Source organism: Chitinophaga lutea (genome assembly GCF_003813775.1).
Lineage (GTDB): Bacteria > Bacteroidota > Bacteroidia > Chitinophagales > Chitinophagaceae > Chitinophaga > Chitinophaga lutea.
This window is the reverse complement of sequence record NZ_RPDH01000001.1, coordinates 2,442,624-2,465,620: the sequence shown is the minus strand read 5'-3', so window position 1 is coordinate 2,465,620 and position 22,997 is coordinate 2,442,624. Positions and strand designations below refer to the sequence as shown.

Sequence of the window (22,997 nt, the reverse complement as noted above, 5' to 3'; positions counted from 1 at the left end):
CTGATGGTGGGCAGAGGCAACGGTAAAGAGGCACGATAGTTTGCGTGATCTTTAAAAACGGCAACGGGATCAGCAGGAAGAAAAAAGGAAAAACAAAAAGCCAGTTAATTAGCAACTGGCTTTTGGAGAAGTGGAACTTGTAAAGACAACCGGCTTCTCCAAAAACGCCAGTCATAGGAAACGTGTCCCTGATTTTGGTCAATAAATGGAGGTGTACAAGATGGAATTTCTTTTCAAACTATCCAAATTAAAAAGTGCAACAAACGTTGCATTTCCTCCCAAACCCACGCGGGCACTGACACATTGATTTTTGCAATTTCTTGTTTGAATCGCGCAACACCGCACATTCCGGCGCCGCGTACATTTGTAACCATAAAATCCTGTTTTATTATGCAATACAGAACACTGGGAAAATCCGGCGAAAAAGTCTCAGCCATCGGCCTGGGATGTATGGGAATGGCGTTTGCATACGGGCAACGCGACGATGAAGAATCACAGGCCACGCTGCAGATGGCGCTCGACCTGGGCATCAATTTCTGGGACACGGCAGACATGTACGGCAAAGGCCTCAACGAGGAGCAGCTCTCCAAAGTACTGGCCACCCGCCGCAAGGATGTTTTTCTCGCCACCAAGTTCGGCTTCCGCGTCCGCGACGACAACAGCACCTATTTCGACGGCTCGCCCGCATATTTGAAAAAAGCCTGTGAGGCAAGCCTGAAGCGGCTTGGCACGGACGTCATCGATCTTTATTACGCACACCGCGTAGATGCGGAAGTGCCCATCGAAGAAACCGTCGGCGCCATGGCTGAACTGGTGAAAGAAGGGAAAGTGCGTTACCTCGGGCTCTCCGAAGCTTCCGCCGCTTCCATCCGCAAAGCCGATGCGGTGCATCCCATCGCCGCACTGCAAAGCGAATACTCCCTGTTTGTGCGCGACATCGAAAAAGAGATCCTCGGCACCTGCCGCGAGCTCAACATCGCCGTGGTGCCTTACAGCCCGCTCGGCCGCGGCGCGCTGACCAGCGCCATGAAAGACGTGAAAACGCTCGACGAGAACGACTTCCGCCGCAGCCTGCCGCGTTTCCAGGAAGATGCGTTCGCGCACAACCTGAAAATCGTGGAAGCGCTCGAAGCCGTAGCCGCAGGCAAACACTGCACCACCTCACAGCTGGCCCTGGCCTGGCTGCTGGCGCAGGGGAACGACATTATCCCCATCCCCGGCACCAAACGCCGGAAATACCTGCAGGAAAACGCCGCGGCAGTGGATGTGCAGCTCTCTGAAAAAGATGTGAAAGAAATCAACCAGCTGATGAGCGGGTATTCCATCAGCGGGGAACGCTACTCCGAAGGCGCGCTGAAACTGGTGAACCGGTAGCGGAAAGCGAACAACAGACCGCGAATGGCCGGGAAACCCCGCCGTTCGCGGTTTTTTATTTTGCTTTATAGCCCCAGTCCTGCAGCCACTTCACCACTTTTTCCCGGTAATCGCCCTGGATAAGGATGAGGCCGTCTTTGGCGCTGCCGCCGGTGCCGCATTTTGTTTTCAGGTCTTTGCCCAGTTTCTCAAGGTCTTCATTCGTTCCGATAAAACCATCCACCATGGTAACGGTTTTACCTGCGCGCTGTTTGGTGTCGAGTTTCACTTTCAGCTGTTGCTGCGCGGGCGGCAAGGTATTTTGTTCTTCGGGGATATCGTCCTGGTAGGAGAAATTCGGGTCGGTGGAGTATACGATACCGCCGCCTGTTTTTTTCTTGCTCATAATGCTGGTTTTTACTGCGCGGGCACCATCACCTGCAGGGCGCCCTGCGCAATGCGAAAATACACCGTTTTTCCGTTGGTGAGCGGCACGGCGTCGCCATCAACCTGCAGACAGTTGAGGTCGTCGCTGCTCACTTCGATTTCCTTACCGGTGAAGTGTTCCATGTAACGGCTCTGTTGAATGCTGCCGCGCAGCGAGCGGATGCTCAGGGGCAGCAGGTCCCAGAACCTCAGGGGCGGCACGAGGCAAACATCCAGCAAACCGTCGAACACGCTGGCCTGCGGGGCCAGCTTGAACTCGTAGCCGAACTGGTTGCCATTGGCCACCGTCATCAGGAAAGCTTTCCGGCCCTGCTCCTGCCCGTCTACACGGATGCTGTAGGCCGCGGGGCGGTAGCTGTAAAACCCGCCGATGACGAGGCGGGCATAATTGATGAGGCCGCGTTTTTTGCTGTGCCGGAAACGGTCGGCGATGAGGGCATCGAAGCCCACACCGGCATTGCTCAGGAAAAGGTGCTCATTGGCGAAGCCGGCATCCATGGGCCGCTTCTCTCCATTGGCTACCACTTCGAGCGCCAAACCAGCATCCAGCGGTATTTTGAGGGCACGGGCCAGGCCGTTGCCACTCCCCAGGGGCACAATAGCCAATGCCGTTCTGGAGCCCAGCAGCCCCTGTGCGATTTCGTTGATCGAACCATCGCCGCCCACGGCCACCACCGTATCCACGCCCCGCCGCACGGCGTCGCGCGCAAGGTCCGCCCCATGGCCGAGGTATTGCAGGTAGGTGGTTTCCACCGCAAACTCCCCGGCCGGTAAGTGCCGGCGGATGGCCTCGCCCAGCCGTTTCTCACGGTCAGTGCCAGCCTTGCGGTTAATGATGATGAGTATCTTCCTCAAAACAACTATTTGTGGGGGTTGATAACGGCTTTCAGGCTCAGGTCGAGGCTCACGGCATGGTGGATGATGGCGCCGACAGATACGAAGTCCACGCCGGTTTTCGCATAGTCTTCCACGTTAGCCAGGGTTATGCCGCCCGATGCTTCGGTTTCGTAACGGCCGTTGATGAGCGCCAGCGCGGCGGGTATCTGTTCCGGCGTGAAATTGTCGAGCATGATGCGGTGCACCTGGCCCACCGCGAGAATTTCCTTCACATCGTCGAGATTACGGGCTTCCACTTCGATCTGCAGGGAGAGGTTTTTCTGCCGGAGATAGGCCACCACATTATTCACCGCGGGGGTAATGCCGCCGCAGAAATCGATGTGGTTATCTTTCAGCATGATCATATCATAGAGCCCCATCCGGTGGTTCACCCCGCCGCCGATGCGCACGGCTTCCTTTTCGAGCAGGCGGAAGTTGGGGGTGGTTTTACGGGTATCGAGCACCCTGGTATGGTAACCTTTCAGTTTTTCGGTGTATTGGCGGGTAAGGGTGGCGATGCCGCTCATCCGCTGCATGCAGTTCAGCACAAGGCGCTCGGCCATCAGCAGGGTATGCACGGCCGCATCCACCTCGAAAGCCAGTTCGCCGACTTTCATATCGTCGCCGTCCTGTTTGAAGGGGCGGAATTCGGTGAACATGTCCAGGTACCGGAACACCGCTTCTGCTACTTCCATTCCGGCCAGCACGCCGTTTTCCTTGATCTTCAGCCGGGCGGAGCCACGGGCGGTGGGGGGAATGGAGGCAAGGGTGCTATGGTCGCCGTTTCCGATGTCTTCCGCCAGTGCCTTGCTGATAAAATCCGTCAGTATTGCTTTCTCTAACATGTAAATCTGAAAAGTTGAATGGCAAGTTACAAACAAAAAAGGCTTCCGCCATTGCGAAAGCCTTTTACAATTTCCTTGTTCTTAAGCTGAATTTCCGTTATTTATTCTCGAATCGTAATTCGTTCAGTACAAATGTGCTTCCTTTTTTCTGCAGGAAGAAAGAGGTACGGTAGTTTCCCCCGGAAGTCACCAGGTTCCCTACGCCAAACTGGGAGCCGCCCTCGGGGCCGCCTTTATGGATCAGTTCGAAAGATTTTACGCTGTTTTTGCCGAAAAAGTCCTTCAGTATGATTTCTGCCTGTGCCTTGCTGTAGGAATTGGACTTGCCCATCATATTGATCTCCACCGTATTGTCGAGGTGTTTTCCCAGATTACCGGCATCCCCCTGCTTAATGGCGCTGATCACGTCTTCAAACGGTCCCGCCATCAGGGTAAAAGCTGTGAACATACCACAAGCTGCCAGTACCCCCAGCAAAAAGATTAGTTTTTTCATTATCCGTTTTTTAAGTCGTATTATACTTTTATCAACAATAAAAGGTGCTAAAACTGTGCCAATTTGCTGGTGATCAGTTAATATCCCATCATTGTGCTATCATGCAGCGGCAAATCTATTATAAATGAATAACATGTAAAAATAAGTGCAGGATTACCGTAAAATGAAAATTTTAAATGCGGAAAGGGATGTTATTATTAATTTCACGACCCGATTCACTCAAAACGCACAACGGATTATTGTATGGAAAATAAAAGAGCGATCCTGATCATCATGGATGGCTGGGGCCAGGGCAAAGTTCCTGCCGCCGACGCCATAGAGCACGCCAACACCCCTTTTGTAGATAGTTTATACGAGCAATATCCTCACAGCTCCCTGATCACCTGTGGTGAAGACGTGGGGCTGCCGGAGGGCCAGATGGGCAATTCGGAAGTGGGGCACCTCAACATCGGGGCCGGCCGCATCGTGTACCAGGAGCTCCAGCGCATCAACGTCGCCGTTCGCACCGGCGAACTGGCTGCCAGCAAAGCCCTGAACGCGGCGATCGACTATGCCCTCGCCAACGACAAACCCCTGCATCTCATCGGCCTCGTGAGCGACGGCGGTGTTCACTCACACATCAACCATGTGAAAGCCCTCACCGCCATCGCGCAGCAGCGCGGGCTGAAAAAAGTATTCATCCACGCCTTTACAGACGGCCGCGATACCGACCCCAAGGGCGGGCTGGCCTACCTGGAAGACCTGGAGAACCACCTGGCGCAGACCACCGGGCAGATCGCTTCCGTGACCGGGCGCTATTACGCGATGGACCGCGACAAACGCTGGGAAAGGGTAAAACTGGCCTATGACGCCCTCGTGCATGGCATCGGCAATCCCACCCAAAGCCTGCTGACGGCGGTCAAAGCTTCCTACGCGGAAGGCGTGACTGATGAGTTCATCAAACCGATCATCGTTACAGACGCGGCGCAGCAGCCCATCGCCACCATCCAGGCCGGCGACGCGGTGCTGTGCTTCAACTTCAGAACAGACCGCTGCCGCGAAATCACCGAAGTGCTGACCCAACAGGCATTCCCCGAGTTCGGCATGCAGCCGCTGGCGCTGAATTATACTACCATGACCGAATACGACAAGTCGTTCCACGGCGTGCACGTTATTTTCGACAACGACAACCTGGTGATGACGCTCGGCGAAGTGCTGGAGCAAAACGGCAAAACGCAGATCCGCATCGCCGAAACGGAAAAATACCCGCACGTATCTTTCTTCTTCTCCGGTGGCCGCGAAACGCCTTTCAACGGAGAAAAGCGCCTGCTGGTGCCCTCCCCCAAAGTAGCGACCTACGACCTGCAGCCCGAGATGAGCGCCTACGAGCTCACCGACGCCATCGTTCCCGAACTGGAGCAAAAAACGGCCGACTTCATCGTGCTGAACTTTGCGAATGCAGACATGGTGGGCCATACCGGTATCTGGCCCGCGGCCATCAAAGCCGTGGAAACCGTAGACGCCTGCGTGGCCAGGGTAGTCACCACCGCCCTGCTGAACGACTACGTGATCTTCCTCACGGCCGACCACGGCAACTCCGATTATATGATCAACGAAGACGGTACGCCCAATACGGCGCATACGCTGAACCCAGTGCCCTTCTTCATTATCAGCCAGGACTTCAAAGGCGCCGTGAAAAACGGCAAGCTGGGCGACATCGCCCCCACCATCCTTCATTTCATGGGCCTGCCCGTGCCGAAGGAGATGACCGGCAACCTGCTGGTGTAACAGCCTACGTACAATTGATTCATAGTGAAGGGGATGCCGCGCGCATCCCCTTTTACATTATTTTCCCCCCGCTGTAACTTTTCCCGCACCCCTCCCGTTTAACCTTCAAATCCGTCCCCCTATGCGTAAGCTGCTTTGTATCTTCCCGTTATTGGCATTGGCTGCGCTGATGCTCGGTGGATGTGCGAAAGATAAGTGCAACAGGAAAATCACCACCAAACTGTATACCCCTGTTATGATGGCCCTGGCCGATGTAAGGGCGGCCGCCGGCGTGGCGCAGGCCCCGCGTGAAATCGGCAGCACCGGCAAAATTTACATCACAGGGCAATACATCCTGGTCAGCGAACCGGGAGAAGGCATTCATATCATCAACAACAGCAACCCTTCAGCGCCGGTCAAGGTGTCGTTTATCAGTATAAAAGGCAACCAGGATATGTCCGTGAAAGGCAACATCCTGTATGCCGATAGCTTCATGGATCTTTTGCTGTTCGATATCAGCGACCCGGCCCATGTGCGGAAGATCAAGACATTGGAAAACTCATTGGGTTACGCCAGTGACCGGGAGGGTTATATCATCGGTTACTCACATTACGGCAAGCCCGATTCCATTGTGGTGAGTTATACAGTGAGAGATACCGTTTACGATGTTGCATGTGTAACGCCAGGGCGTGAAGTCATGTTTTCCAACGCCGAAGCCAGTTCGATGGCCGGCGCGAAGGCCGGTAGCGGCGGACCAGGCAAAGGCGGTTCCATGGCCCGTTTCACCATTGCGAAAGATTACCTGTATACGGTGGATGCCAGTACGCTGCGCTCTTTCAGCCTGCAGAACCCGGTTGAGCCTGTAGCGGGCCCCGTTACACCGATAGGCTGGGGATTCGTGGAAACGATTTTCCCTTATGGCGACAACCTGTTCATCGGCAGCCGGACCGCCATGTACATCTACGGCCTGGCCGACCCGTCGAAACCCGAACGCAAATCGGTGGTGACGCACTTCAGGGCCTGCGACCCGGTGGTGGTGGAAGGCACCACGGCGTATGTGACCATCCGCTCCGGCAATGCCTGCCAGGGCACCCTGAACCAGTTACTGGTGTATGATGTGAAGGATGTGACCAAACCCGTAAAACTGGCCACATACAATCTCAAAAACCCGCATGGGCTGGCCATTGATAACGGGAAACTTTTCGTGTGCGAAGGAACGCACGGGCTCCGGTTTATGGACGCCTCCAGGCCCAACCGGATCGAAACCACCAAACTGGAGGAAGGCCTGAACGCTTACGACGTCATTCCGTTCGACAGCGGCAGCCGCCTGCTGGTGAGCGCCGCCGACGGGATTTACCAGTACAGCTACTACACCATGAACAAGCCTGTCATGGTGAGCAGGATCCAGATAACGAACAAAACACGCTGATCTTTCAGCGCCGTCATAACTTATTCCGACTGAATTGGCTCTCAGGCCAAGAATTTTAGTGCTCTCGACAGATTTGCTCATGCATCAGATGCGCCGTTTTCACGGCGCATTATTTTTTTGGGGTAAATTTGCGGGTAAGGCGTTGCGGCGCCGGGGATTGCCCCATCAATTGACTAATATTGTTCTGATGAAAACAAAGTTCCGTCAGACCGATAAAAAGACTAATAAATGAAGTGGATTGCGTACTTATGCCTGCTGACGGCAGCCGGTTGCGGCTTGCCAAAAGAAGAAATGACAATCACCCGAAAGGATACCAGCTACCGGGCACTGGGCAATTATTACTGGGATGAAATCGCCCGGCTGAAAAACCAGCAGCTGAACGTTAGCAAGGTGGTGCGCATCAATGGCCAGGCAGACTCCGCGCTCGTGCGCGACAGCGCCTCGCTGGAAGCGCTCTTCCGCCCACTCATGGATGCGGACATCAGCAAACCGTCCCTGGCCGATGCTTACGATGCCGATACCATCGTGAACCAGCTGGTGGCGGGTGACACCACTTTCATCCTGCAATCCAAAGGAAAACAAACCAATCCCTACCAGCTGATCCTCGATGTGGACCGCGACGGCCGCATCAAAACGGCGAGAGTAACCGCCTACACCAGCAACCTGGTGTATGAATACCGGCAGGAGATATTGTATGAGCGCAGCCGGCAGCTGCGGGTCAGCACCTTTCAGAAAATCATTTTTATGAAACCGGAGCACCTCGAAGTGCAGGCCTGGTTTCTCCCGGCAAAAGCGTAAACATGACAGCAGCGGAGTTTCAACAGATTTCTCATACCATTCCCACACAAGCGGGTATTTACAAATACTTCGGGGCCGACGGCGAACTGCTGTACATCGGCAAAGCCAAAAGCCTGCGCAAACGGGTCAGTTCCTATTTCGTCAAAAATCACGACAACTATAAAACCCGCAAACTGGTGGACACCATCCACCATATCGAGTTTACCATCGTGGATTCCGAGCAGGACGCATTTTTGCTCGAAAACTCGCTCATCAAACAGTTCCGGCCGCGGTACAACATCGAGCTGAAAGACGATAAAAGTTACCCTTACATCGTCATCAAACACGAACCTTTTCCGCGCGTATTCCTCACCCGCCGCCTTATCCGCGACGGCTCCGAATACCTGGGCCCCTTCACGTCCGTAGGCCGCGTGCGGGAGGTGCTCGACGTTATCCGCTACAACATCCCGCTGCGCACCTGCAACCTCAACCTCAGCCCGCAGAACATCAAAAAGGGGAAATTCAAGGTCTGCCTCGAATACCATCTCGGCAACTGCAAAGGCCCCTGCGAAGACCTGCAAACAGAGGAAGATTACCGCGAAGGGCTGCAGCAGGTAAAAGAGATCCTGCGCGGCAACCTCTCGCCCGTGCTCAATATTTTTAAAGCGCGCATGCAGGAGCATGCCGCCAATATGGAATTCGAGAAAGCCGAAATACAGCGTAAAAAAATAGAGAGCCTGCAGGCCTACCAGGCCCGCTCTACCATCGTGAGCTCGCGCGTGGGCAATGTGGATGTGTTCTCCATCATCACCGACGGCAACTTTGCTTACGTCAACTACCTGCGCGTGCTCAACGGCACCATCGCCGACACCAAAACCGTCACCCTCGAAAAACAGCTCGAAGAAAGCGACGAAGAAGTAATGAGCTATGCCATCGCCTATCTCCGCGACGCCTTCCAGAGCAACGCCCGTGAGATTGTGGTGCCGTTCGGGATTGAGTTTCCGGCGGAGGGCGTTACGCTGACGGTGCCCAAAGGCGGTGATAAAAAGAAACTGGTCGATCTTTCCACCAAAAACGTGGAGTACTTCCGTGAAGAGCTGCGCAAGAAAAAAATGCTGCTACTCGAAGGCAAGAGCGACATGGAAAAGAAAAAGGTACTGTACCAGTTGCAGGCCGACCTTGAACTACAGGAGCTTCCCGTGCACATCGAGTGTTTCGATAACTCCAACTTCCAGGGCAGCTATCCCGTGTCCGCCTGCGTGGTGTTCAGGGACGGCGTGGCGTCCAAAAAAGATTACCGCCACTTCAATATCAAAACAGTGGAAGGCATCAACGACTTCGCGTCCATGAGCGAAGTGGTATACCGCCGGTACAATCGGTTACTGGCCGAACAGCAGCCGCTGCCGCAGCTGGTGATCATCGACGGCGGCAAGGGACAGCTGGGCGCTGCCATGGACAGCATTTACAAACTGGGGCTCACCGGCAGCATGACGGTGGTTGGCCTGGCGAAAAACGAGGAAGAAATATTCTTTCCCGGCGATAAGGAAAGTATCAAACTCCCCTTCAACAGCGAAAGCCTGAAGCTCATTCGCCGCATCCGCGATGAAGTGCACCGTTTCGGCATCACCTTTCACCGGCAGAAGCGCAGCAAGGGCACCTTTAAAAACGAACTGGAAGCGATCAAAGGCATCGGCGAAAACACCGCCACACAGCTATTACAGCAGTTCCGGTCCGTCAATAAAGTAAAACAGCTGAGTATGGAAGAGCTTGTGAAAGAAGTGGGCCAAAGCAAAGCGCAACTGATCTGGCGGCATTTCCATGGCGAAGAAATGAACGGCAACGAGGAAACGGCATCATAAAAAACAACCGTACTGAAATAAAGAGAGCCCGGTTTGAGAACCAGGCTCTTTCCCCAAGTTAACCATTAAAAGACACAGATTTATTTTTGAAATGCCGTGAGCGGCATATTCTTTCACTAATTGTTAATACTAAAGTAGTATTCAACACGTATTACTATTGTTAAGTGTTTGTTATCGACAATAAAATGCCCGGTGGGCTGAAAGCCTTTACCACCGGGCATTTTAGAGAATCAACTATAATTTTAAAACTGCTGTTTTACAACACTGCATTAACATCGCAGTAATAAATGAAAACACGCAAACTCATTGGTCAATCAACCGGCGAGATACTGCATCGATACTGCAGTATTGTTGTTGCCTGTTGCCACCAGCAGTGCGCGCAATGCCTGCAATATATGCCTTTGTTCGTGCGCGATCAGGAACCTGAATGTATCTCCCGCAGACAATTTGATCAGCTTCGTCAGTGAAATCGGCACACGCACCCGCCCGATGTTTGTCCGTTGCGCACGTTCCAGCAGGCGCAGCAGCTGTTCCTGTTGTGCGGTGAATTCGGCGAGTACCTTCTCCGCATCCGGTTGCGGGGTGGGGCGGTGGTCTTTGGGCGCCTGCATCTTTGATTTCAGTGCGCCATCGGGCTTCGGTTGCATGAGGTTGGTGAAATAGTTACCGAGCCAGCCGCTTTTGAATGTTGCGGCTGCGGGAAAGCCGCGGTGCTCTCCCCTGTCGAGCGCCGCTTTCAGTTGCGGCAGGTAATACAGGCCATAGCTGTTCAGATGGTCGAGGCACTGGATAACGCTCCAGCTGCCGGGTGCGGGCGGTTGCAGCAGCGCGGCGCGGGGCTGGGGCATAATGCGGGAGTTGAGCACATTGAGGAGGCTGCTGACGTCGTTGTGAAGCTCCTGCAATAATGTTTTGCTATTGAAGGCGGGCATATGTTTGTTTTTAAATACGGTACAAAAGTACAGTGGCCGGCGGCGATAAATCTTTGCCTGCGCAAAGATTTATGGGATTCAGAGCGCCTACATTGCAGGCATGTTTACAGCCGTATGCCGCCGAGCAGGCGGCTGAAAGTGGCCGGGTCGAGGCCAAGGTACGAAGCGAGGTATTTATGCGGGATGAGCTGCAGCACATGGGGGCTGCGGGCCAGCAGGCTGCGGAATTTCTCTTCCGCGTTCAGTGTGAGCATTTCGATGTGCCGTTCCATCACGCCCGCCAGCGCCAGCATGGTGCTGCGCTGTACCCAGGCCATGATTTGCGGGTATTGCTGCATCAGCCGGTGCATGTCGTTATACCCGATGCGGAGCAGAGAACTTTGGGTGAGGGTTTCGAGGTAATACCGCGAAGGCTGCTGCAGGAAAAAGGAATCGATGATGCCGGAGAAAGAGCCGGTGTAGGAAAATACGAGCGTGGCTTCGCGCTGGTTTTCCGCGATGCAGAACGCCCGCTGCACGCCATCGAGCACAAAATACACGTACCGCTCCGTTTCACCGGCGGCGGTGAGCACGGTTTTGCGTTTGTGGCTCACGGGCTGCCAGCAGGGCGCCAGGGCTTCCCATTCCTCTTCCGGGAGCGGTAATACTGCGTTGATGGCCGAACGGAGGGCTTGCATACAGTTGCAATATATCATAAAAAAAGCTGCCTCCGTGCGGAGGCAGCTTCATTATTGTTGACAGGATTTGACGATGATATAAGATCAATATTCCCAGAGGTCCTGTTCTTTATTAAAGATCTTGTCTTTGATGGCCTGCCCTTCGAGGAGGCGCATCACGCCGTCTTTAATATAGTTGCTGATTTCGCGGTTGAAGGCGTTCTTTTCTTTCACTACGAAGCTGGAGAAAAAGCGCATTTCAAACAGGTCTTCCCAGGTCATGGTAGCTGCGTCGTTATTCTGGTTGTATACGTCGTATTTGGCCAGAACAGGGCGCAGGTCGGGGTAGTATAACCAGAACAAAGGCAGCGCGCCTCTGAAGGTGCCGTCGTCGTTCATACGGGATACCATGGGCGCGATGCCCAGTATCCGTACTTTCAACGCGGAGGCTTCCTGGTCGAATACCCATACTTCCTTGATCTTGTATTGTTTGATGGCTTCGGGGTTGAATTCGTCCCTGGTTTCCACCATTTTTTCTTCTCCTGTTACGGGGTCTACGCTTCTTACGGACCTCACTTCACCGGAAAGGCGGGTCATGATTTCGTCGTAAGAGATCAGGGTGCTGAAGCGGTCGTCCACAGCACTGAAGGCTTCCACTTCCTTGTTTTTGACTGCATTGAGCAGAATATTGATCAGCAGCTGGTTTACCCCGCTCTCATCTTCCACGTTGTACTGGAAGGGGAGGTTCATTTTTTCGCGCACGTCGATTACCTGCCAGATCTGTTTCTCCCAGAACTTGTCGTCTTCGCGGATGTGGTCGTATGCAATGGGCACACGGTCGCGGTTCGGGGCTCTTTCGGAAACACCATCTATACGGAGCGATTTGCGCGGGGTATCCACCGGGGTCCCTATACCATCCTGCCGGAGGGAAGGCGGTACGCCGGCCGGGGCCGCCTGTTGGGGAGGCGCGGCGGGAGGCGTTACCGTATTACCGGTAGCGGGATTGGTAACGGGTTGCTGCTGCTGTTGCGCAGGCGGATTGCTGGCAGGCGGGTTAGTTGCACCCCTGCGGCGCGATTGTGCGTCGGCCGAAGCTGCCAATACCAGCATTAAAAATGCACCCCAGCTGATTCTTTTCAATATTACTGCTCGCATAGCCCAGTAATTTTTTTTCTTTAATTGATCTTGAAATTAATGTTCTGCATCGCACGAACCCTGCCATCGGGGCCTTTTACCTTGATGTTGTCAAAGTAAACCTGGTCGCCCGGTTTCAGGCCTCGTATAGCATTTTGGATACCGGCGTCTTTCGGCCAGTATTCAGAATTGGCTTCACCTTCCACGTATTCCCGGCCCTTCGGCTCGATACCCATACGGTAACCTACTACGGCATACCTTACACCGTCGAAGAGGAAGTCTTCCAGGTCAGCGCGCAAACCGCCCTGTGCCTTAAAGTCCGCAGCCTTAATAGTCGGGCCTTTCGCAAACCCAACTTTCATGGCCGGGTCGGGAATGCTTTTCACACGGAACTCTTTGGAGTCGAGTGTTTTCACTTTCCCGTCCACTTCGGCTGATACGGAAATCACCGCTTTGCCGGTGCCGCCAACAGTTACGATGAATTCGCCCGCACCTCTTTTCGAGATGGAAGCGCCCGGAACGCCGCTGATGGAAGCCTGTATTTTTTCCGCCGGTACGCCCGCCGCCGTGATGGAGATCGGGTTTTGCAGCGCTACGTATAATACGTTCATTTTATCGGCGGAGATGGAAGTCGCAGAAGCGCCTACTTTGTAGGTTTCAGAGAAGGGGCTCGTTACTTTTTCGCCGTTGGGCTTCATCAGTTCCACCACGCCGGAAATGGTATGGTCGCCGATGGCGCCTACGGGGATGCGGTATGTAGCCTTACCTGCTTCTGCTTCCACGCGCTGGCCGTTGATGACGATGGTAGGGTTTACAGTGCTGCTGTAAGCGCCCATCACCACTTTGGCTTCCAGCTCCTGGCCGGTGGTAAAGTTTTTAGAGTTCAATGATACGAACGCCTCCAGCTTGTCGAACACAAAATCGTCTTCGGATACTTCCTTCAACAATTTGTCAATGATCATCGCTTCGGAGTTCTTGATATCGTTCTGGAATTTACCCAGGATGGTTACGGCAGCAATGGAGGGCACCATGTTAAAGTGGTACGTCGTCCAGCTTTTTTTCACGGGTCCTTTCAGTTCCGGATCGTTCACCCTCAAAGGCAGGTTGGCTTCAAAAGCCGCTTTGTCTTTCGGATTGATCACTGCCAGCAGCTGCTGACGCAGATCGGCCAGTTCCTTTTGCAGGGCGGGGCCTTTCTTCTGATTTTCCATGATGCGCGTAGCAGCATCCAGGTTGTCTTTTCCTTTAATTTCTCCTTTTTCGTCCAACCCGCCGCTCGCGGTGATAATTTCTTTTTTAAGATTTTCTATATAGGTATGGGCGGCCGCAGACAGGGCTTTCACCTTGTTGGCCTTTTCATTGAGGGGACCTACTTTCGCCGCGTCTGTAGTCATCAGTTTGGCAAATTGTTTATAGGTCACCTCATTTTTGTTGTCGATGGAGGTGTTGGAGGTATTGATAGAATTATTTACGATATCAAATGCGTTCAAAATTTCTGCGGACACGTTCAATGCCAACATGGCCGTTAGTACCAGGTACATGAAGTTGATCATCTTCTGCCTGGGGTCTTTTGGTAAAGCCATAGTTAATTACAAGTTTTAATGAATGTCTCTTGTTTGGTTACTATTGCGTTACCTATCTGCCCTGCATTGCGGTGAGCATGTTACCGTAAACGGTATTCAGGTTACCAAGGTTGCGTGCGAGAAGACTGATTTGCTCCTGTGTTTTCTTAGCATCGTCCACGCTGCCGCTCATAGCCTGAGATGCGGAGAGGAGGTTGCTGTAGAAGGTGTTCATCGCCTTCAGGTGGTTATTGGTATCCTGCAATTCCAGTTCATAGATGGCATTCAATGAGGCCAGGTTTTTGGTCATTGACTGCACCTGATCGTGGAAGTGGCGGGTAGATTCGGATGCGTTGTTGAAAGAAGACACCGCAGCTGCTGCGCTGGTGTAGGCCTGCGTTACAGAGCCGATGGCGCTGGCTGCTTCGCGTGTTTTCTGTGTATAATCGCCGGTGGCGGCTACCACGTCGCTGATGTCGCGCATTTTGTCCACGGTCTGACCCAGTTTGGAGAAATTGTCGCTCAGGCGGGTAAGGCTGGTCGGCGTGATGTCTGCTTCCTGGAGCATCTTGTCCATGTTCGCCAGTGCGGGCGTACCTGCCACACCTGCTACAGGGGCTGCCGGCGCGCTTGTATCCGGTACAAAAGCGTACACGAAGAAGATCAGTGCTTCCACACTCAGACCCAGGATCAGTGCTACGTCAGCACCAGGCCAGTGTTGCAATTTGAACAGGGCTCCGACGATCACGACAGATGCGCCGATACATACGAAGAAGTTGAGCCATTTCGCTGTGTTAGGATTCATAGCCATAGGTTAAAATTGTTTATGGGTGATTAAAAGGTAAAAAGCTCGTTTCAGGTTTGCCATAGTAGTGTGATTTTCAGCTATTAATTCCTATAATGGTTATTTACGGTTAAAGTCATTTTTAGACCTGCTCAGGAACGCGATGGTGCAGCGAAACCCGATGTAGGATTTTGCGCTGTCCTGGTACTCGTAAGAGCGCGTACCGTTCTGCAGGAAGTGCCCGATATCTTTCCAGCTGCCGCCCCTTACGGTCTTGCGTTTCATGCGCGGGGGCGCATTGTCGGCAATATCCATTCTCAGATAAGGGTTCATATCGGAAGTGAAAGAATAGGCATTCTGGTAGAAGATGTCCTGCGTCCACTCCGCTACGTTGCCGGCCATGTTGTACAGGCCGTAATCGTTGGGCCAGTAAGCATCGGCGCGCACGGTGTAAAAACCGCCGTCTTCCGGATAGTTACCGCGGCCGGGTTTGAAGTTGGCGAGCAGACAGCCTTTTTTGTTGCGGATGTAATAACCACCCCAGGGATACGGCGCCTGTTCGCGGCCGCCGCGGGCTGCATATTCCCACTGTGCTTCGGAAGGCAGCTGGAACTTGTCTTCCGTAAACTGCTTCTTGGAAGCACGGTAGTCTTCCCAGAATTTACTGCGCCATTCGCAGAATGAACTTGCCTGGTGCCAGGTTACGCCAACTACCGGGTAGTTGTCGAACGCCGGATGCCAGAAGTACATACGGGTCATGGGCTCGTTATATGCATAAGAGAAGTCGCGAATCCAGCAGAGCGTGTCCGGGTAAATGGCCACGTCTTTCTTTTCGATGAAGGAAGAACGGGGTTTGTCTTTATTCTCACGGAGCTTGGCTTTCTCCCAGTTAAAAGTTTCCTGGTGGTAGAGGAGCTTGCGCACATCCACTTCCTTGCGGCCGTACAAACGGTCTTCCGCCGAATAGATCATGGCGTCCACCTTTTCGTAGGTCGCCTTGTCTTTCCAGTTCACTTTCTGTTTCCAGTCCACATAATCCTGCCCGTCTTCGTTTTTCACATGGCCCATGAGCACGTGTGCAATGGAATCCGTTACCCAGTATACGAACTGGCGGTATTCATTGTTGGTGATCTCCGTAGCATCCATGTAAAACCCTGAGATAGAGATGGCTTTGTTCCTGGCGGTATAGGCATAGTTCACGTCCTCATCACTGGGACCCATGTGAAATGTGCCGGAAGGTACATACACCATTCCATAAGGTACGGGAGGGGAGTATTTCGGGCGGGGACTAACACCAATCAGCTGTCCCTGCGCATTTTTCGGGGTTTTACCACCACCGCAACTGGCCAGCAGTACCGGCAGCAGCATAACCATCAGCCCACTGCAATAATTAAGCTTCATAAGGGTGACTTTCATTAGAATACGAATTTTCTTTTAACCTTGCCAGATGCATTGGCCCACGCGCAATATATCTTTTTAGTCACACTTTTCACCTGGTTGTTTATCAGAAAGATAGCAAATGTAATAAATAATTTTAATCCGTAGTTAGTTTTCCCACAACTTTTTCAATTCCCGCTCTGCAGACCCACGTAACACATTTAAACGCGGCTTTTAACATTTTATTATGTACCCGGCCGTCGCTTTTTTTATTCAACCATGGCGGCATGCCCTGGGGGTCTGTCTCTAAAGGCTTGCCTGTCAAGGATATAGTCGCATTGAATATAAATATAATATTTATTTCGAAATATTCAATGTTAATTTTGGGCTCGAAATTCAAATATATCAAAGGGAGCGCAAATTACAACAAATATCAGATTAAATTAACAATTTCTGATATGTATTCCGCAGGCTTCATACAATGATAATCTTTGCATAGATAGATCAGTGTTTTCCCCGCCTGCAGCCGGTTTTGCAACAGCGGGATGCTCTCCTGGTTTTCATCGGACCCGAGCAACACCTTGCCGGGCACATACAGCTTGTTCAGTTCATCCATCATTTCCCTGTAGGCAGGGCCGGCCACCGCAAGTTCCGGGGTTCCCTGCACCAGCCGCAGCATCATGGCGGCCCACACACCGAACGAAGTGGGGTAACGCACCACCGACCCGGAGAGGCTGGCGGTCATGCCCAATGCCCTTTCGGCCCAGTCTTTCCTGTCATACACAACGGACAGATGCCAAAGGTTATGCGCCATCACGGCGTTGCCACTGGGCACCGCCCCGTCGTACACTTCCTTTTTCCGCACGATCACATCGGCCTGCCCGGTGGCGGTGTAATAGAAATAACGCGCAGTTTCGTCTCCAAATTGTTCGGTCACAAATTCTGTGATGCCGGCGGCTTTTTGCAGCCAGCCCAGATCGCCCGTAACTTCCTGTAACGCAATCAGCGCACGGATGAGATAGGCATAGTCGTCCAAAAACGCCGGGTAACGGGCGTCTCCCTTTTTATACGTATGCCAGAATGCAGAGGCTGCCCCGGGCTGCTTCATTTTTTCCCAGATGCAGATCATGGCCTTTTCAGCCATCGCTAGCCAGCGTTTTTCCCCGAAAGCCGCGTATGCCTTGCAACAGGCATGGATCATCAGCGCATTCCAGCCGAGCAGGATTTTATCGTCGAGGCCCGGGCGGATACGTTTGCTGCGGGCTTCCATCAGCACCTGCCTGCATTTTTCCATGTGCGCTTCCAGCTCCTCCGGCTGCATGCCCAGTTCCGCGGCCACCAGCTCCGGTGCGCGGGGCACCCAGAGAATATTCACGTCTTCCCAGTTGCCGTGGCGGCTCACGTCGTAATAAGCGCAAAACGCGGGCGCATCTTCGCCCAGCAGGCTTTCCACCTCGTCGAGCGTCCATACGTAAAACTTGCCTTCCACCCCTTCCGAATCGGCGTCGAGCGCAGCGTAGAACCCGCCTTCAGGCGAGGTCATTTCGCGCTGTATGAATTCGAGCGTTTGGGCTACCGTGCGCGCATATACGGGTTTGCCGGTAAGCTGCCAGGCTTCACAGAGCGTATCGGTGAGCAGGGCATTGTCGTACAGCATCTTTTCGAAATGCGGGGCCAGCCATTTTTCATCGGTGGAATACCGTGCAAAGCCGCCGCCCAGCTGGTCGTAAATGCCGCCGTACACCATTTTGTCGAGCGAGAGCAAAGCCTGCTGCAACGCGGTTTCGTCTTTTTCGGTGCGGTAATAACGCAGCAGGTACTGGATGGTGAACGACGCCGGAAACTTGGGCGCACGGCCGAATCCGCCCCACTCCTTGTCCGCCTGCCCCATGATGGCCAGCGTGATGGATTTGCATTGCGCGGGCGTGAACAGTTCGTCCTTGGGCAGCTGCATGTTCACCGCCTCCATACCGAACTGGTTGCTCTGGTGCAGGTGCTGCGTGAGATTGGAGGCCTGGCTTTCGAGCTCGTCGCGTTTGGTTTTGAATGCGTCGGCCACGGCCATCAGCACTTCTTTCCACGAAGGGCGGTTGAAGGCTTTTTTCGGAGGGAAGTACGTGCCACCATAGAAAGGCTGGCGGTTGGGCAGCAGGAACACGTTCAGCGGCCATCCGCCGGAACCGGCCATGGCCTGCAGCGCGTCCATGTAAATATGATCGATGTCGGGCCGCTCTTCGCGGTCTATTTTGATATTGATGAAGTGCTCGTTCATGATGGCGGCCACACCGGCATCTTCGAAGCTCTCCCGCTCCATGACGTGGCACCAGTGGCAGGCAGCGTATCCGATACTGACGAGGATGGGCCTGTCTTCCCGCTCGGCGCGCTGCAGGGCTTCTTCGCCCCAGGGGTACCAGTCAACGGGGTTGTGGGCGTGCTGTAACAGGTAAGGACTGGTTTCCTTGGCCAGGTGATTCATGTCTTCGGGAATTTGTATGAGGAAATATGCACCGCGCATTACTGCTGTTTCAGCAGCAACGGGCATTTCGTTTCAAATGTAAAACGAAAAAAGGGAGCATCGTACAATGCTCCCTTAAAATTATGTGATGTTATTACTTTTTCAGATTCTGCAGGAACTGCTCCAGTGCGGCTACCATGGAAGGCGCCTGGGGTGCAGGGGCTTTTACATCAAGCCGGAGGCCGGCTTCTTCCACTGCAGCGGAAGTAGTGGGACCGAAAGCCCCGATGCAGGTTCCGTTCTGTTTGAATTTGGGTACGTTTTCAAACAGGGATTTTACGCCGGAAGGACTGAAGAACACGATCATATCATATTCCGTTTTCGTCAGCACTTCTTTCACGTCGTTTGAAACGGTTTTGTACAATGAGGCGGTGGCATACTCGCACTTGTTGGCTTTCATCCACTCTTCAATGTCTTTTTTCTGGCTGTCTGAACTGGGGAAGAGGAACTTCTCGTTTTCCCGGTGTTTGTTCATCACTTCCAGCAGACTTTTGGTGGTGCCATCTGCCCCATAAAATACCTTGCGCTTCCGATAGAGGATGAATTTTTGCAGGTATAACGCAACGGCTTCTGTAATACAGAAGTACTTACAATCCTGAGACACCTTCACTTTCAGCTCTTCACAAATACGGAAGAAGTGGTCCACTGCATTCCTGCTGGTAAAGATTACCGCAGTATAGGTAATGATGTCCACTTTCTGCTTCCGGAAATCCTTACCTGGAACCCCCTCTACACGGATAAAGGGATGAAAATCCAACCGAACGTTGAATTTCTTCGCTAAGTCAAAATAAGGTGATTTCTCTGTCTCTGGCTTAGGTTGGGAAATTAGGATCGTTAGTTGTTTCTCCTGCAAATCTTTTTTTGGCCCGCCTTTTATCATACGTAATTTGCTCTTGTTTTAACAATAGCAGTAATCTTACGGATTACCAGTTAACCAAAGTAAAAGTACCTTTGTAATTATTAAAACCGGCACTACTTCGAATGCGCAAAGGTAAAGAAAAAAATGCAATTTGCTGAAAGAGAGATATTGACGGATCAGCGAATAAGATCTTACATACCGGTACACAACCAGTAACACTATAAAAAATATTGAAATATAGAGGCAGGTACCGGCTATTTCGGGCTTACAGAAGGCCAGTACCACTAAAAACGGCGCCAGCATTATCCCCAGCACTTTATTGATCAGGTACAGGATGAACACATAGGCATCGATCAGTTCTTCGTTGCCGAACAGCCATCCGCAGAAACGCAGCACCATGTACTTCACCAGGTAGATCACCCCCACCAGCACCATCAGGCCGGGAATCAGCATCCATGCAATGGCGTCGGTCGGGTAATTGAGCCGGTACATGAGCAGGTAGAGATACAGCCCCATGCTGATCGCAAAAAAGAAGTTCAGCAGGAAGTTGGGGAAGGGCGACTGGGACAGCTGATCCTTGAGCTGCCGCTGGCTGAGCGTGGGATTGAAGAAGGCCCTGAAGAGGTCAGAGAAATATTTCAGGTACGACGTACGGATAACGCCCAGCAACAGCAGCACGCCTCCCACGAGGTATACGAGCCAGTCCTGGCCGGGGTCCGGCCTTACCGGATTGATGTCGTATTGCAGGGTTTTACCTTCGGTATTGAGGAAACGGTTGGTTCTGGCGAGGCGTTGAAGAATGGTGTCGTACGCGTGCACTTTCGGCAGGGCCGCGGCTTTCAGCGAGTCGGCCACCCGCAGTGAATCGGCTTTATGCAAAGAATCCGCCGTAACTTTGGGCGCCTGTTGCCGGACCGTGGCGGTACGGGGGCGCCGGGCGCTGTCTGCCTGGCACCATGCCGGCAGCGCGCTACATATCATCAACATGAACAACAACCAGGTACGCAACGATTCAGTTTTTATGCTGTTAACTATTCTTGTTCCAAAAATATCAACAAAACTCACATGTATTTTCGAGGTTTGCAAATTATCGCGATAATTCTTTCTTAAAACAGATCATGGCCGGTATTTATCTACATATTCCTTTCTGCAAAAAAGCGTGCCACTATTGCAATTTCCATTTTTCCACTTCGCTGCAGCACCGCAACGAAATGGTGGAATGCCTGCACATGGAGGCGGCCATGCAAAAGGGTTATCTGGAAGGCCGGCCGGTGGAAACCATCTATTTTGGGGGCGGCACGCCCAGCATCCTGGCGCCGGCCGCGATCAGCGGCCTGCTGAATACCCTAAAAGCGCATTACGCGGTATCCCCCGATGCGGAGATCACCCTTGAAGCCAATCCGGACGATCTGACGCCAGCCACCCTTGAAGGCCTGCGTACGGCGGGCATCAACCGCCTGAGCATCGGCATACAATCGTTTTTTGAAGAAGACCTCCGCTGGATGAACCGCGCTCACAATGCCCAACAGGCGGAGGAATGCGTGCGGCAGGCACGTGCGGCGGGCTTCGACAATTTCAGCATCGACCTGATTTACGGCGGGCCTACCCTCAGCGACGCACACTGGCAGCAAAACGTGGCCAGGGCCGTGGAGCTGGGTGTACCACACCTCTCCTGCTATGCATTGACGGTGGAGCCCGGCACGGCACTCGACCATTTTATCCAGCATCATAAAATGCCGGCCATCGACCCCGACCGGGCCGCGCAGCATTTTGAAATGCTGATGCGCTGGCTGGAAGCAGCGGGTTACGAGCACTACGAGATCTCGAACTTTGCGCTGCCCGGCAAGCGTTCCCGGCACAACAGCAGCTACTGGCAGGGTAAGCCCTATCTCGGCCTCGGCCCTTCCGCCCATTCGTTCAATGGCACGTCGCGGCAGTGGAATGTGGCCAACAACGCCCTCTACATACAGGGCATCCGCAAAGGCAGCCCGGCTTTCGAAAAAGAAATCCTCAGTCCGCAGATGGCGCTGAACGAGTATATCATGATCTCGCTGCGCACGGAAGCAGGCTGCAACCTTGATACGGTGGCCGAGCGCTTCGGCGTCGAAAAGCAGCGCCAGCTGCATGCAGCGGGCAAAGAGTTTATCGAAAAAGGCTGGATGCGTGAAGAAGGTGCCGCGCTGCGCCTCACCCGCGAAGGCAAGTTCTTTGCAGACGGCATCGCGGCTGCGATGTTCTTTTAGATTCCCTGCAGCCAATGATTTTCCGAAGCGGCCGTGGTTGGCATCCCGACACGATGTTCCAACGCACCATACCTTTAAATCAGCCCCTTCTCCAGTTCCAGGAACGCTTCCTCCATATGCAGGTGCTCCCACAGGATCGCATATACTTTTTGCGCGATGGGCATATACGCGCCTATTTGCGCATTGATTTCGTAGATGCACTTGCTGGCGTAATAACCTTCCGCGATCATGTTCAGTTCGAGCTGCGTGGCTTTCACACTATACCCCTTGCCGATCATGTTACCGAAAGTGCGGTTGCGGCTGTGCAGTGAATAGCAGGTCACTAACAGGTCACCGAGATAGGCGCTGGCGTTGTAGTTGTGCACCATCGGCTCTTTGCCCGACCCCGCCTGGTTCTGTTCGTATTTTTCCAGGAACTCCTGCATTTCGCGGAAGCAGTTGGTAATGAACACGCTCAGGAAATTGTCGCCGTACTCGAGGCCGTGCGCAATACCGGCACCCATGGCATAGATGTTTTTGAGTACGGAGGCGAACTGCACGCCCATCACGTCTTTATTGACGATGGTTTGCAGGTAGCTGTTATTGAAGCGCGCGGCCAGGGTTTCCGTTTCCGCGGCATTTACACCCGAAAAGGTGAGGTAAGACAATTTTTCGTTGGCCACTTCTTCCGCATGGCAGGGGCCCGTAATCGTGAAGTATTGTTCGAGTGGCAGATTGAATGCGTCTGCCAGGTAATCGTTGATCAGCTGGTTAGTACCGGCTACAAGGCCTTTGATGGCCGACACCACTTTTTTCCCTTCAAATGCATTGGGGGGCAGCGTTTCCAGCACAGTACGCAGGAAAGCGGAAGGGACCGCCAGAATGATCGTATCGCTGGCTTTCACTACTTCTTCCACCCGGTGGTTCAGTTGTAAAAGGCCGGTATCGAAATAGACGGAGGTGAGGTAATGTTTGTTGTGATGCCGCAGCTGCATGTGGCGGATGGTTTCTTCATTGCGTATCCACCAGTGAATGTGCTGGTTGTTGTCTGTGAGTATCTTCGCCAGCGCCGTTGCCCAGCTGCCGCTTCCAATAATACCGATATGATTTCCCATGCTCAACGTGTCCTAA

The 22,997-nt window shown here is 53.2% G+C and carries 20 protein-coding genes; 6 read left to right on the top strand and 14 right to left on the bottom strand.

Going from position 1 to position 22,997, the window contains the following annotated elements:
• Positions 1 to 390 precede the first annotated feature (390 nt).
• Entirely contained in the window at positions 391 to 1,374 is a 984-nt protein-coding gene (locus tag EGT74_RS09970; protein WP_123846358.1) for an aldo/keto reductase, read from the top strand.
• Between the two features lie 55 nt (positions 1,375 to 1,429).
• Here the strand turns inward: EGT74_RS09970 and EGT74_RS09965 are convergent, their stop codons facing one another.
• The 4 genes from EGT74_RS09965 to EGT74_RS09950 all read right to left on the bottom strand — a co-directional run bounded on the left by EGT74_RS09965 (position 1,430) and on the right by EGT74_RS09950 (position 4,014).
• Entirely contained in the window at positions 1,430 to 1,759 is a 330-nt protein-coding gene (locus tag EGT74_RS09965) for a translation initiation factor (protein WP_123846357.1), read from the bottom strand.
• 11 nt (positions 1,760 to 1,770) lie between these two features.
• Positions 1,771 to 2,655, bottom strand: a complete 885-nt coding sequence (locus EGT74_RS09960) for a diacylglycerol/lipid kinase family protein (protein WP_158618078.1) — start codon at positions 2,653 to 2,655, stop codon at positions 1,771 to 1,773.
• 5 nt (positions 2,656 to 2,660) lie between these two features.
• Positions 2,661 to 3,521 carry a carboxylating nicotinate-nucleotide diphosphorylase gene (gene nadC, locus EGT74_RS09955; protein ID WP_123846355.1) on the bottom strand — a complete coding sequence of 287 codons (861 nt, stop codon included), beginning with the start codon at positions 3,519 to 3,521 and terminating at the stop codon, positions 2,661 to 2,663.
• Between the two features lie 97 nt (positions 3,522 to 3,618).
• Complete coding sequence (locus EGT74_RS09950; protein ID WP_123846354.1) at positions 3,619 to 4,014, bottom strand: DUF4783 domain-containing protein; 396 nt, start codon at positions 4,012 to 4,014, stop codon at positions 3,619 to 3,621.
• Positions 4,015 to 4,257: 243 nt separating this feature from the next.
• Here EGT74_RS09950 and gpmI point away from each other — a divergent pair, with 243 nt between their 5' ends.
• From gpmI to uvrC, 4 genes are all read left to right on the top strand, one after another.
• Complete coding sequence (gene gpmI / locus EGT74_RS09945) at positions 4,258 to 5,781, top strand: 2,3-bisphosphoglycerate-independent phosphoglycerate mutase (protein WP_123846353.1); 1,524 nt, start codon at positions 4,258 to 4,260, stop codon at positions 5,779 to 5,781.
• Positions 5,782 to 5,902: 121 nt separating this feature from the next.
• On the top strand, positions 5,903 to 7,189 hold the full coding sequence (locus EGT74_RS09940) for an LVIVD repeat-containing protein (RefSeq protein WP_123846352.1): 1,287 nt from the start codon (positions 5,903 to 5,905) through the stop codon (positions 7,187 to 7,189).
• A 228-nt stretch (positions 7,190 to 7,417) separates the two neighbouring features.
• Positions 7,418 to 7,987, top strand: coding sequence for a hypothetical protein (locus tag EGT74_RS09935; protein WP_123846351.1), 570 nt, complete (start codon positions 7,418 to 7,420; stop codon positions 7,985 to 7,987).
• A 2-nt stretch (positions 7,988 to 7,989) separates the two neighbouring features.
• The gene (uvrC, locus tag EGT74_RS09930) at positions 7,990 to 9,825 is read left to right on the top strand and encodes an excinuclease ABC subunit UvrC (RefSeq protein ID WP_123846350.1); all 1,836 of its coding nucleotides are present in this window, start codon (positions 7,990 to 7,992) and stop codon (positions 9,823 to 9,825) included.
• 314 nt (positions 9,826 to 10,139) lie between these two features.
• Here uvrC and EGT74_RS09925 read toward each other — a convergent pair whose 3' ends face one another.
• From EGT74_RS09925 to EGT74_RS09885, 9 genes are all read right to left on the bottom strand, one after another.
• Positions 10,140 to 10,757, bottom strand: a complete 618-nt coding sequence (locus EGT74_RS09925; protein WP_123846349.1) for a DinB family protein — start codon at positions 10,755 to 10,757, stop codon at positions 10,140 to 10,142.
• Between the two features lie 104 nt (positions 10,758 to 10,861).
• The gene (locus EGT74_RS09920; RefSeq protein WP_220392833.1) at positions 10,862 to 11,434 is read right to left on the bottom strand and encodes a Crp/Fnr family transcriptional regulator; all 573 of its coding nucleotides are present in this window, start codon (positions 11,432 to 11,434) and stop codon (positions 10,862 to 10,864) included.
• A gap of 84 nt (positions 11,435 to 11,518) precedes the next feature.
• A complete protein-coding gene (porN, locus tag EGT74_RS09915; RefSeq protein WP_123846347.1) occupies positions 11,519 to 12,568 on the bottom strand; it encodes a type IX secretion system ring subunit PorN/GldN in 1,050 nt (349 codons plus the stop codon).
• Between the two features lie 20 nt (positions 12,569 to 12,588).
• On the bottom strand, positions 12,589 to 14,130 hold the full coding sequence (porM, locus tag EGT74_RS09910) for a type IX secretion system motor protein PorM/GldM (protein ID WP_123846346.1): 1,542 nt from the start codon (positions 14,128 to 14,130) through the stop codon (positions 12,589 to 12,591).
• Positions 14,131 to 14,182: 52 nt separating this feature from the next.
• Complete coding sequence (porL, locus tag EGT74_RS09905) at positions 14,183 to 14,914, bottom strand: type IX secretion system motor protein PorL/GldL (protein ID WP_246008168.1); 732 nt, start codon at positions 14,912 to 14,914, stop codon at positions 14,183 to 14,185.
• 99 nt (positions 14,915 to 15,013) lie between these two features.
• On the bottom strand, positions 15,014 to 16,309 hold the full coding sequence (gene porK, locus EGT74_RS09900; RefSeq protein ID WP_246008167.1) for a T9SS ring complex lipoprotein PorK/GldK: 1,296 nt from the start codon (positions 16,307 to 16,309) through the stop codon (positions 15,014 to 15,016).
• A gap of 394 nt (positions 16,310 to 16,703) precedes the next feature.
• The gene (locus tag EGT74_RS09895; RefSeq protein ID WP_123846344.1) at positions 16,704 to 18,746 is read right to left on the bottom strand and encodes a thioredoxin domain-containing protein; all 2,043 of its coding nucleotides are present in this window, start codon (positions 18,744 to 18,746) and stop codon (positions 16,704 to 16,706) included.
• 133 nt (positions 18,747 to 18,879) lie between these two features.
• Complete coding sequence (locus EGT74_RS09890; RefSeq protein WP_246008166.1) at positions 18,880 to 19,542, bottom strand: uroporphyrinogen-III synthase; 663 nt, start codon at positions 19,540 to 19,542, stop codon at positions 18,880 to 18,882.
• 159 nt (positions 19,543 to 19,701) lie between these two features.
• Positions 19,702 to 20,631 (bottom strand): DUF4271 domain-containing protein, encoded by a 930-nt coding sequence (locus tag EGT74_RS09885; protein WP_123846342.1) that lies wholly within the window; start codon positions 20,629 to 20,631, stop codon positions 19,702 to 19,704.
• A gap of 131 nt (positions 20,632 to 20,762) precedes the next feature.
• Between EGT74_RS09885 and hemW the strand changes: the two genes are divergently transcribed.
• On the top strand, positions 20,763 to 21,887 hold the full coding sequence (gene hemW / locus EGT74_RS09880; protein WP_123846341.1) for a radical SAM family heme chaperone HemW: 1,125 nt from the start codon (positions 20,763 to 20,765) through the stop codon (positions 21,885 to 21,887).
• A gap of 74 nt (positions 21,888 to 21,961) precedes the next feature.
• Here hemW and EGT74_RS09875 read toward each other — a convergent pair whose 3' ends face one another.
• A complete protein-coding gene (locus tag EGT74_RS09875) occupies positions 21,962 to 22,981 on the bottom strand; it encodes an NAD(P)H-dependent glycerol-3-phosphate dehydrogenase (RefSeq protein ID WP_123846340.1) in 1,020 nt (339 codons plus the stop codon).
• Positions 22,982 to 22,997 lie beyond the last annotated feature (16 nt).